We start from the raw sequence: 12,086 nt of genomic DNA, 5'->3' as shown, positions 1-12,086 counted from the left end.
CGGCAAGCACCGGCGTGATCAACGTCGGCGGCGCGGTGACCTTCCTGGATGACGGCCCGTCGATCACGAGTGCGGTTGTCGGCAGCTCGGTGACGCTTGACGAGACCAACAACGGTGCGACGACGGACGGGGTGCTGAACCCGGCGCTGATGACGGCCACGAGCGCTGCGGCGATCGTGACGGTGACGTCGAACTATGGCGCCGACGGCGCCGGRACGACCACCTATGCCTTGTCGGTGACGCAGGCGAACTCCGGGCTGGCRACGGCRCAGGGCGACCATGCGATCACGCTGGTGCAGGTCGGCAACACGATCGAGGGCCAGTACAACGACGGTGCGACGCACACGGCGTTCACGGTGTCGATCGGCTCGGACGGCAAGCTGACGGTGGTGCAGAACGTCGCGCTGGAGCACCTGGTCGATGGTTCGACGGCGGCGGCCTACAATGACGCGCTGACGCTGGCCGGCAAGATCGGCGTGACGGCGACGGTGACGGATGCGGATGGCGACACGGCAAGCACCGGCGTGATCAACGTCGGCGGCGCGGTGACCTTCCTGGATGACGGCCCGTCGATCACCATCACCGGCGTAGCGCCGGCGCTAAACGTCGACGAGAGCTATCTGACCGCGGCGACCAACGGCATTGCCGGTTCGGGTGTCGGCCCGGCAGGATCGGCCACGGACACGCAGAATTTTGCGGGTGTGTTCACGGCTGTGCAGGGCGCCGACGGTGCCACCACCAGCTATGGCCTGAGCATCTCGGCTCCGGGCGTGACCACCAACCTGATCGATAGTGCCACCAACACGGCGGTGGTGCTGACCCAGAGCGGCAACACCGTGTCCGGCTATGTATCCGGGCACAGCGGTGATGTGGCCTTCCTGGTGTTCACGCTGAGCACCAACACGGCGACCGGCGCAGTAACGCTGACACAGGACCGTGCGGTGCACCAGAACACTGTCGACAACCCCACCGACAGTTCCGAAGGCATCAACCTGACCTCGGGCCTGGTAACGCTGACGGCAACGGTGACGGACAGCGACGGTGATACGGCCTCGCAGTCGATCGACCTCGGTTCCAAGGCCTCCTTCCATGATGACGGGCCCTCGCTAGGCTCCTTTACCTCGGGCACGATCCCGAACGAGGTGGGATCTGTCGCTGGCTTGTTCTCGCTGGTGCCGGGCGCCGACGGGATCGACCATTTCAACATCACGGGACCGGCGATCGCGGGCATTGTCTACAGCACAACGATCGCTGCGGATGGCGCTACGACCCTCCACGCGAATGCCGGTGCAACCGAGGTGTTTGATCTCACGGTAAGGCCGGATGGAACGTACCAGTTCGACCTCCTGAAGCCCGATGCCGGCACCACAATAACCTATTCGCTACAGAACCTTCCTGCTGGCGGGCCGAACTGGCGCGAAACCACCGATGGCCATATTGAGTTTTCAAGCCCAGGCGGGATCAACTCCAACAACAACGGATTTGGCGTCTCAAACACCTTCGTAGGCGGGAATGAAAGCTTCACAATGGAGTTCCACACTTCCGGAACTGGAGTCGGCGTGGATAATCCGGCCAGCACCAGTGCCGAGTTGAACGACTCCGTGAGTTTGGTGGTCAATTCGCTGAACGGTGCGGGGGGAACCTACCACTGGGTTGCGACCAACACGCTCACCAACGTATCCACGTCCGGTGACATATCCATCACGGCAACCGGAACATTCGTGATTGATCCGTCTATCAGCTTCAACCAATTGCAGGTCAGCGCGGTCAACGTTTCAGGGCAAGGCGCTCAGTTCTCGAACATCTCCCTCACACACAACGTCTTGCCCCAGGATCAGAACTTGGCCTTTACAGTCTCCGCGGCCGACAAGGATGGCGATACCACTGGCACGCAGCCGCTCGCCATTCACGTGGTTGCGGGAGATGGGTCCAACAACTTCGCCCTTACCGGGACAGCCGGCAACGACGTGATCGCTGGAAGCACGCACACCGACACGATCTCTGGCGGGGCGGGAACCGACATCGTCGACTACACCGGCAGCCTGGCCGCGATTTCGATCCATCTGGCTGATGACGGACATGCAGCCGGGGCACCGGTGACATTCACCAACCCGGGACTTGGCACCATCGGCGGCGGCGACGCCACCGGCGATACCCTTACAGGCATCGAGGGCCTGATCGGTGGCTCTGGCGATGACTATCTGTTCGGAAACCTGGCAGCCAATTATCTTTCGGGTGGCGGTGGCAACGACACGCTCAATGGTGGCGCTGGCAATGACACGCTGATCGGCGGCGCGGGCAATGACGTCCTGATCGGCGGTGCAGGCCAGGATACAATGACCGGCGGCGCCGGAGCCGACACGTTCAAGCTCGACGGTTTGGACATCAAGGACCTCATCACCGACTACAATGGCGGTCAGGGGGACAAGATCGATCTTACGGCCCTGTTCGACTCGACTCCTGCGAATGTCGGCAACTTCGTGAACTACGACGCAGGCACGGGCACGCTCAGTGTCGACACCAGTGGCTCGGGAAATCCGGCCAATTTTGTCGAAGTGGCCCAGCTGACAAACCACCCCGTCGCCAGCACGATCACGCTGCTCTACGACGACGGCGTAACCCAGCACACGACGACGGCAAACCAGGTTTAACGGCATGGCGCTCGGTCACGCGACTATGTTATACATTGCTAATATCGAGGGGAGCTCATCCATGAATCGTTCTGCAAGACTGCTGGTTTCCGCTGCGACGCTGTTGCTGGCAGTCGGGTCGACGGGCTATGCCGCCGACATCATCGAAGGTCCGTCGGTCGACTATTGTCGCGTTGCCGGGACGTCCAACCTGGTGCTGACCGACAATATCGTCGAGCTCAAGGAGCAGGTGGTCAAGCTGATGGACGAGTCGGTTGCCGCCGCCAACAGCTCTGAGTGGATCAACTCGTCCCGGCCGGTCTTCGTCTGGGCATCGGAAGCCAAGGTCGCTTGCGGCATGGCCTATGGCTACCTGAAAACCAACTATCGCGACGAAGATACCCTCAACAAATGCGAGTGTTTTCACGATCGCATGGTCGAGTACATGCACTGACCGGATAAGCGAACCGACGCCTGTTGGCCATCATGATAGCCGACGGATCCTTTTTGAGGGCGATCGCCGCAGCGATCGCGTTGGTCGGTTTTGGCCAGACTGTCACGCCGGCCCGCGCCAACTGGCTGGAGCGACCTTCGGTGGAACAGCCGTCCGAGTTGACGCGGCCGACGCACTGCGACGCGGCTACGCAGTGGACCCGGCACACCTTCAAGGCGTTTGCGAGTTGCCAGGCATCGATCTATGGCCTCGAGCCGGTGCTGGCGCATGCCGTGATGGAGATCGAAAGCGGGTTCGATCCTGACGTGCAGGGCGCCGACGGCGAAGTCGGCCTGATGCAGGTGATGCCGGCAACGGCGCGAATGCTTGGCTTTCGAGGCTCCCTCGACGAGCTGAGCGCGCCGGCGACCAACATCACGCTCGGGGTCAGATATCTTGCCCAGGCCAACAAGCTGGCCGAGGGCGACCTGTGCACCACCGTCATGAAATATCGCGCCGGGCACAATGAAAGCCGGTTCTCGGCGCTTTCGGTCCGCTACTGCCAGCGCGCGCGGGCAATCCTGGCAAGACAAGGGATTGAAGTGACCGGGCCGTTGCCGGTGGCGACATTCGGCTTCTCCGCTTTTTCGTCGGAAGGAGAGGGTGGGGCTCCAGCCCAGGGAAAAGGCGTTTGCGTGCGCCGCGTGTTCGTGCCCGGGCCACGATACATGAAATGTGCCGACTATCGGACTGCCGGCCAAGCAAGACAGATCAAGGCGCTCAGAGCCAGGCTGTTCGAAGGCTAAAGAAACTACAGACGGCGCGGCAAGTGCGCCGTAACATGCGTTGAAGACCAGACCGGGAAGCATACTCGGCGGCACATTGGGTGGAGCAATCATGGAAGCTGGCCGACAGGGCCGCTGTCTGCGGACATGGGCAATCGCGTTTGCGCTCACCACGACATTGTCAGGCTGCCAGTCGAAAGGCGGTGTTTCCGAAGTGCTCGATCCGGCGGCGATTGCCGCGCCTGGCGGGCAGGCCGGCGACGCGGGTGCCGGTCCTGCCCAGGCGACCCAGTCGCTGGGCACCGGGTCGACAAAAATCACGATGTTGCTGCCATTGTCGGCTCCCGGAACGGCGGGGGAAAACGGCAGGAAGATGCTCGATGCCGCCAAACTGGCGATGACGGATGTTGGCAATGGATTGCTTACGCTGACGGTAGAGGACACGAAAGGCGACAGCGCACAGGCCGGCAAATTGGCGATAAGTGCGATAACGACGGGGTCGAAAGTGGTCATCGGCCCAACCGAACTGCCGGCAGCCCAGCATATTGCCACGCTGTCGGGGTCGAAGCGTCCACCGGTGCTGGCGCTTGCCGACAATTTCGCAGGCGGTGCTGGGGTTTATGCCGTGCGACTCAGCGAAGCCGACAGTGCCGCAGCGGGCGCCGCGGGGCTCGCTGCCAAAGGCGGCAAGAAGTTCGTGTTGCTTGTCGCGGAAGGCTCAAACGCCAGCGCGGTGGAGAAGCGGGTCGCCAACGGCCTCAGCATCTATGGTGCGACGCTCGCGGTCACTGTCCCGTATTCGGCCAGCGACGGTGGCGCGAAGGCCGTCGACGAAATGGCCTCGCTCGTGGACACTCCCGACGCCGTGATCGTCGCCAATGGCGATGGCAGCCCATCGCCTATCCTTGCCGCCCTCAGGTCAAAGGGCATTCCGGGAAAGGCAATTTCCGTCGTCGGAACCAACCGGTGGCTGGAGCATCCCATGGATCCGCTGTTTGAGGGGGCATATATCGCCACGCTCGATCAGCGCGAAACCGGACCGATCGCCGACCGCTTCAGGGCGATATACAACTACCCGGCCGACGTCAATGTGGCCTATGCTTATGATATGGTTGCGCTGACAGCAGGGGTTGCCAGTGCGGTCGGGCCCGACGGCTTCAGCAAGCAGGTTCTCGAAAATCCAAACGGGTTTCGTGGGTCGACAGGTCTGTTTCGGTTTCGGGCTGACGGATCCAGTGAACGATCGATGCCGTTCTACCAGATTCAAAAGGGCGCGCTCAAACTGGTTGCGAAATCAACGTCGGGTTTCTGATCGGCCCTGGGAACCCGGTCAATCTGATGGGCAGACTGGCCGATGGGGGCTGGCTGATGGTTAGGCTGGGCCGCAGCCGCTTGGCGATCGCGCTCGGAAGCCTCCTGCTTCTGGCCGGGGTTCTGCTGATTGTTCAGGCCGGGGCTTTGCTTTCGGTCGATCGGCCGGTCCTTGCCCCTTCGCAAAATGGCGGGACGCAGCCGACCCGCGTGGCTGCGTCCATCGTCGAAGCATACCGACGAGAACCCGCCCGCAAGATTGCTCAAGACCTCATCGCTCCACCACAGCTTGACCCTGTGCAACTCGAACGGGTCGAGCCCCGCCCGCCGCTGACCGACCTTGGTCTGGCTGTGCCCCCGAAGACACCGATGCCGGACGATTGGCGTGAGGTGCTGCTCTTTCGCCCGGATGCCGCAAACTCCGCGATCTTCGCGTCCATGGGCCGGACAGTAATCATCAGCGGGGTGCAGGGCATCGACCTCGACAGAACCTGTTCGTTTCATGATGTCACCTGGCCTTGCGGCGAGCGCGCACGTGCCGCCTTCGATTCCTGGGTTAGGGGACGCGCGTTGAAGTGCTTCATGCCGCCGGACGTCGAGCGTTTTGCCATCGCCGCCCCATGCAGGCTGGGCAAGCAGGACGTTGGCGCCTGGCTTGTGTCCAACGGCTGGGCCACGGCGCTGCCGAGTGGCATCTATGGCAAAGCGCAAGTGGCTGCCCAGGGCGCGGGGATGGGCATTTTCGGTCCGCCACAATAGGCTGCGAGACTCAAAAAACCGGAGCAGCGTTCGCCGAGGCCGCCGTTGATTGTTCAGCGGCCGTCGGCATTCCATTGATTAACCTTTACGGCGCAAATTTCCGGGGCAAGCCGGTTGCTTGAACAGTATCGGGTCTCATAGTTCAAATTGTATGCTTCTCGGAAACTGAAAATGCTGTACGCCGGCTCTATGCTGGCTGATCTGACAGGAGATTAGCCAATGGCACAAACCACAGCGACCGCCTCCGCGCAGGCATGGAGAAGCGCCGCATGGCTGACCTTTCTAGGAACAGCCGGGAGCCTCGGTCTTTCTCTGGGCTTCAACTATCTGCTCTTGTTCAGCGACGCGTTCACGCCGTTCGGGCGCAGCATGATGACAGCCGTGCTGCTGCCCGTGGTCATTGGTCTGCCGCTTTTCGTACTAATCGGCTGGCAGCAGATCCAAATCCGCAGCTGCCGTCAGGAACTCAACAGGTCCGGAACCTATGACAGGTTGACAGGCTGTCTGAACGGGCCGGTCTTCACGTCGATGGTCGAAAGAAGAGCAACAAGGCCATCGGCGCCGGGACCACGCTCGGGCGCCTTCCTGGTCATTCATTCGGAACATCTACGGTCCATCAACCTGCGCTTTGGCCTTGAATGGGGCGACGAGGCTTTGCGGCTCATAGCCACAACCATACAATCATCAGTGCGCGCGGATGATCTGGTTGGACGCATAGGGACTTCCATGTTCGGGGTCTTCCTCTCAGGCGCGACCGAAGCAGAAGCCAAGGAAATCGGCGAGCGTATCCGCACTCGTGTCGCGCAAGTCTATTTCGCACCAAAGGGAACCGAGGATGCCCTGACCATCAAGGTCGGCGGCGTGATGTTTGAGAAAGAGATGGAGTTCGCGGATATGTTTCAGTTCGCGGAACAGAGCGTGTCAGACACCCAGGATGACGCCAGGTTTGAATTGAAGCATCTCAACAGCTGACGGCTTTCGGGCAGCCTATGGCTATTTTTCCCGCATCGCGCGGCGGAAGTTCTGCGTGATCGGCTCGGCGAGGTAAGAAAGCACGGTGCGAGCACCGGTCCGGATCATCGCCTCGCTCGACATACCGGGCAGCAGCTTGCGGCCCTCCAGCTTGGCGAGTTCACTCTTGTCGATCAACACGGTTGCGGCGAAATACGGTGTCCCGCTGCGCTCCTCCACCATGCGGTCAGCCGACACGATCTCCACGACGCCGTCGAGCGGCGGCAGGTTGTAGCGGGCGAAGGCCGGGAAGCTGACGCGCGCGGGCTGTCCGGGGGCGATCGTCTCGACATCTTCAGGTTTGACCATAGCCTCGACCACGAGTTGTTGTCCGAGCGGGACGACTGTCATCAATGTCTCGCCGGGTTTCACGACACCGCCCGTCGTGTGGACCTTCAGGTCCATGACGATGCCGTCAACCGGTGCGACGACATTGGTACGGGTCAGCACGTCCTTGGCGGAACGCTCCTGTTGCCTGAGGTCAAACAATTCCGCCTCGACCTTGCTCAACTCCTCGACGGCCTCGTTCAGCCGCACTGTGCCGAGGTTCAAGATCTGCATGTCGATCTCGGCTATGGCGCTTCTGGCACGAGCGATTGCCGCGGTGTTGGTCGCGCGCTCCCCCTCGATCTCCCTCTGTTGTCGTTTGAGCAACAGGTTCCGCTCGCGCGTGGTCAGCCCCTTCTTGAGCAGCCCCTCGAGGTCTTTGCTTTCACCCCCGATCGCCTCGATCTGCTTGTCCTCGGTGACGATGAGCTCCTTCAGTCCGTTTATCTCTTCCTGTATCTGGTTATGGCGCTGGCTTAGGATTTCCCCCTCATCCTTCAAATTGTGCTGCTTCGCCGCGAACACGTCACGCTGTGCGGCCACCGCGTCCCTTGCGGCGGTAGCGGGGTCTGCGAGCAACGCCGGATCGAACTCGATCTCCGGCTTGCCGTCCCGCTCGGCCCTGAGACGCGCGGCTAGCGCGTCGCGCGTTGCTATCCGGTTCTGGATCAGGTCAAGCTGCGTCTTTGCCTGTGTGTCGTCGAGCCGGATAAGGACCTTGCCCGCCTTGACGATATCACCGTTGGCGGCGTTCAGGTCCGCGATGATGCCGCCCTCGAGGTGCTGGATCAGCTTGCGGTCGCCGGCGACCTTGATAACGCCCGGTGCTACAGCGGCGCTGTCCAAAGGCGCCAGCGCCGCCCAACCGCCGGCGACGCCGAAGAACAGGAACATGATCGCGAACCCGGTGCACGTCACGCCCGTCAGACGCAGGGGTAGCGGTTCCAGCAGGGACGGTGGCGGCACGGGCAACGGCACGACGTTCAATTCCGGGGAACGGCTCATGCTTCTTTGACTTCCTTGACCACTTCGAGAGTTGGCAGCGAGGCTCCCATCGGCATCTGGGTCACCTTGCGGGCGCGGTTGGCGAGTTCGTTGAAGACATAGTCGCGCGGGCCGAAGAGGTCTTGCTGGCCGTGGTTGAGGACCAGCACCTTGTCGACCTTCTCCAGGATATTCGGTCGGTGCGCGATCAGGACGATGGTCGTGCCCGCCACCTTGACCGCGCTGAGGGCTGCAATCAATGCGTCCTCGCCATCGCGGTCGAGGTTGGAATTGGGCTCGTCCAGTATAAGGAGTGGCGGGTCGCCGTAGAGTGCCCGCGCCAGGCCGATGCGTTGGCGCTGCCCGCCTGAAAGCACCGCGCCGGATTCGCCGATCTCGGTGGCGTAACCTTTGGGCAGCCCCTTGATCAGTTCGTGAACTCCCGCCAACTGAGCGGCCTTGACCACGTTGTTGAAGACCGGCGGGTTGAGCTGCGCGAAGCGGCAGATGTTTTCGGCGACGGTACCGGCGAAGAGCTCGATGTCCTGCGGCAGGTAACCGACATGATGACCACGGTCCTCCGCCGCCCATTGGGCAACGTCCATGCCGTCCAGCAACGCGCGCCCCCCGGATGGACGCCAGGCACCGGCCAGTATTCGCGCCAAGCTCGTCTTACCGGCCGCGCTCGGGCCGATCAGCGCCATTGCTTCACCCGGGTTGAGCCGGAAGTTGATCCCTTTCAGAATCGGTTCGCCACCCTGTCGGGCAAGCACGAGGTCGTCGGCCTCAAACCGCCCCTTCGGTCGTGGCAGTGGCAGAACCGGTGTGGCCTCCGGGTGCTGTCCGGCGACCGCGGTGAGACGCCGGTAAGCGGCACGCGCTCCGACCGTGGCCTTCCATGTGGCGATCGCTTGTTCAACTGGGGACAAGGCGCGACCCATGAGGATCGAGGCGGAGATCATGATGCCGGCCGAGGCTTCGTTGCGAACCACCAGATAGGCACCAAGGCCCAGTATGGCCATTTGCAGGGCCAGCCGGTGACAACGCGCCATGGCCGCGATGACGCCGCCACGGTTGGCGGCAAGGACTTGTCCTTTGTTCGCCTCGTCCTGCTGCGCCTTCCAGCCCTCCAGCAGTGGCTTTAGCATGCCCATCGCCTGGACGACCTCGGCGTTTCGGATCGCAGCTTCAGCCTGCGTGTATGCCCGCGACTGTGCGCTTGCGGCCTCGGTCAAAGGCTTGCGCGTGAGGTATTCGTTGAGCACCGCCAAGGCGAAGAGTACGACACCGCCGACCAGCGCCAACCAACCCAGCCAAGGGTGCATGAGGAATATGGCGGCGAAAAACAGAGGTGCCCAAGGCGCGTCAAGGATAGGGAAGATGCTCGGGCTCGTGAAGAAATTCCGCACTTGATCGAGGTCGCGCAGCGGTCGGGCGTTTGCATGCCCGGGCGCCGAGGCGGCATATTCCACCGATGCGGTCAGCAGAACTGGTGCCAACCGCGCGTTCATCCACGATCCGACTTTGGCCAGAAGGCGCCCGCGCACCACTTCCAGCCCCGCCATCGCGACGAGTGCCCCTGCCGCCATCAACGATAGCATCACCAGCGTCTCCAGGCTGTGGCTGGACAACACCCGGTGGTAGACCTGGAGCATGTAAAGCGCCCCGGTCAGCATCAGCACATTGATGCCGGCGCTGAACCAGATAAGCGGCCGGATGGCACGTCTGGCCTCTTTCATCACCACTTGCAGGGCAGGGGGCTGTTGGTTGGCTTTCATCATTTATATCTCTGCGGGGTGCTGCTTCGTGCGCAGATGGCGGGAGGCAACTTTAGCTGCCTCCCGTCGCTCAGTGATCAGGCGACGACGTCAACGGGTATGTGCTGCGTCGCCGTCGTATCGGCGTCCGCGTCCGCGATCTGGAACGCGAAGTCGAGGTTGGCATTTAAGGTCCCGGAGGTCGTCTGCACGAAGCCGATGTCCACGATCTTGAGGACATCGTTATCCTGCGCCTCCCAAGCTTGCGTACCACTGCTTGCGCCTTCGACCGGGATGGTGTTGGGGTTGTCGGTGATCCCGTTCAGGTTGATCGCAGATCCTGCCAGCCCGTTGCCGGATTGCATGATCTGCATCCCCTGAATCTTGAAGTTCTCACCGGCGGCAAGGTTGTAGTCGTTGCTCTCGATAATCAGGAGGGCGTCGTTCTGGTCAAGCGTGAACTCCGAGCTATACGGAGACGGCACCGTGTTGCCCTTGAAGAAATCCGCGTTCTCAACGAAGATCGACCTCGTGGTTTTGACGTCGTCGGCGGTGGATGCTGTGCCTTTGTCATCGATCAGGTCGAGGACCACGATAAGATCCTCGGAGTTCCCGATACCGTCGAACTTGATGGCGACGCCGGACACAGAGTCTGTCGGGGTGAGCTTCTCGGTACCACCGCCGGGGGCACCGGGGTTCACGTCCCCGAGAATGTTCTCGTTGAAGAACCGCAGCGTCAGTAGTTCGTCCTTCTGGATCGTATCACCCGCGACACCGTTCGTGGATTGGGTAGCCGACACCCAGTCCTCGAAGCTGCTGGTGACGAACTGCCCATTGTTATAGGCAGTGTCGAGAGGCGGTCCGTCCGGCGCGCCGTCACCCGTGCCGTTGAAGCCGAAAGGAGAGCCGGCAGGGTTCGTGTTCGCCGTGAACTGCACATAGAACCCGTTGGTGTCGGTCGTACCGTTGTTGAGGTCAAGTTCCGTCACCACGAGTTCCGGGTGTCCGGTGTTACCGGGAGGTGCCTTCCGCAACAGTTCGGAGGTGTGCAGCACGTTGAAGCTGAACCCGTCGATCGGGTCCGTCAGGGTGATGCTGTAGGTATCGGCTGCCTTGTCGAAGGTCAGGGTGCCGCCCGCCGTAGCATCCTGCACGCCAGCCGTGATCGGGTCCTTGTCATAGTGGAACGAGAAGGTGAACGTTGCACTGGCGGCGTCCTCCGACGTCAGTGTCGCCACGGCTTGGGTAATGCCGGGGGTGCCGGGGTTATCGACCGTGCCGGTCAAGCTGATCTGGACCCCGGCAAGGGCTGCGTTGGTGTCGACAAAGTCGGAACCACCGCCCGTGTAGAATGCAGCGTTGTGACTGTCTTTGCCGATGTCGTACCCGAAGGCTCCGGTCGCCGTTGCGCTCAGCACGTTGTGCAGGGTCTCGTGCTCGATGGCTGGGGTGCCGGGGTCGCCGTCGAACGGCACCGTGATCGTCGGGCCGTCATCCTGGAACTGCACGGCATCGCCGATACCGGTCGAACTGGTCGCTGTGTCGCCGTCACCGTCGGTGACCGTCACCACCGCCAGCAAGGCGCTGTCGGTGATGTTCACCGTTTCGTCGTGGCTGGCTCCCGGGGTCGGATGATGGATCGAGGCATACTGCGCCACGCTGACGACGCCGGTCGTGCTGTTGATGGCGACGGCGAACGCCGCCGCCCCAGCGGCGCCGCCGATGCGGCCGACCACCAGGTCGCCTTCCTTGAACAGGAAGATGCTGGTGCCGGCGGTCGTGTCGAGGCCGGAATCCACGCCGGCGGCGGAGACCGCCAGCGAGAATGCCGTCGTGCCGCCTTCCTGGTCGGCGCCGAACGAGCTTCCGGTGGAGGTCACCACCGCGCCTGGGTCCTGTGCGTAGCCGGTCGGGCTCAGATCGGAGCTGACATTGCTGACGCCCGCGAACAGCGCGACGACCGCTGGTGCCGTGGTGTCGTCGGCATCTGCCTGGATGCCGGCGGTCTCGTCATGCGCCACCGTGGGAGCGCCCTGAACGATGCCCGCCGTCGGGCCGTCATCCTGGAACTGCACGGCATCGCCGATAC

The 12,086-nt window shown here is 62.4% G+C and carries 9 protein-coding genes; 6 read left to right on the top strand and 3 right to left on the bottom strand.

The features are described from left to right. The 6 genes from AC1DZP_RS34885 to AC1DZP_RS34860 all read left to right on the top strand — a co-directional run. On the top strand, positions 1–2,651 hold a 2,651-nt coding region (locus tag AC1DZP_RS34885), incomplete at its 5' end, for a DUF5801 repeats-in-toxin domain-containing protein (RefSeq protein ID WP_477308759.1). Between the two features lie 61 nt (positions 2,652–2,712). Next, entirely contained in the window at positions 2,713–3,084 is a 372-nt protein-coding gene (locus AC1DZP_RS34880; RefSeq protein ID WP_477308757.1) for a hypothetical protein, read from the top strand. Positions 3,085–3,116: 32 nt separating this feature from the next. Next, entirely contained in the window at positions 3,117–3,869 is a 753-nt protein-coding gene (locus AC1DZP_RS34875) for a lytic transglycosylase domain-containing protein (protein ID WP_477308763.1), read from the top strand. Between the two features lie 91 nt (positions 3,870–3,960). After that, entirely contained in the window at positions 3,961–5,160 is a 1,200-nt protein-coding gene (locus AC1DZP_RS34870; RefSeq protein WP_477308755.1) for a type 1 periplasmic-binding domain-containing protein, read from the top strand. Between the two features lie 26 nt (positions 5,161–5,186). Further along, positions 5,187–5,918 carry a thermonuclease family protein gene (locus tag AC1DZP_RS34865; RefSeq protein ID WP_477308753.1) on the top strand — a complete coding sequence of 244 codons (732 nt, stop codon included), beginning with the start codon at positions 5,187–5,189 and terminating at the stop codon, positions 5,916–5,918. A 219-nt stretch (positions 5,919–6,137) separates the two neighbouring features. Continuing rightward, positions 6,138–6,890 carry a GGDEF domain-containing protein gene (locus AC1DZP_RS34860; RefSeq protein WP_477308751.1) on the top strand — a complete coding sequence of 251 codons (753 nt, stop codon included), beginning with the start codon at positions 6,138–6,140 and terminating at the stop codon, positions 6,888–6,890. A gap of 21 nt (positions 6,891–6,911) precedes the next feature. Here the strand turns inward: AC1DZP_RS34860 and AC1DZP_RS34855 are convergent, their stop codons facing one another. The 3 genes from AC1DZP_RS34855 to AC1DZP_RS34845 all read right to left on the bottom strand — a co-directional run. Next, entirely contained in the window at positions 6,912–8,261 is a 1,350-nt protein-coding gene (locus tag AC1DZP_RS34855) for an HlyD family type I secretion periplasmic adaptor subunit (RefSeq protein ID WP_477308749.1), read from the bottom strand. Further along, positions 8,258–10,018: a type I secretion system permease/ATPase gene (locus tag AC1DZP_RS34850; protein WP_477308761.1), complete on the bottom strand. Its 1,761-nt coding sequence runs from the start codon at positions 10,016–10,018 to the stop codon at positions 8,258–8,260. The genes AC1DZP_RS34855 and AC1DZP_RS34850 overlap by 4 nt, the downstream gene beginning before the upstream one ends. Before the next feature lie 77 nt (positions 10,019–10,095). Beyond that, positions 10,096–12,086: DUF5801 repeats-in-toxin domain-containing protein (locus AC1DZP_RS34845; protein ID WP_477308747.1), on the bottom strand; the 1,991-nt coding region annotated here is incomplete at its 5' end.

The sequence above is a fragment of the Mesorhizobium sp. P2_F8 genome (assembly GCF_056403655.1).
The sequence above is the reverse complement of the archived record's forward strand: the minus strand, read 5'-3'. Positions and strand labels throughout refer to the sequence as shown.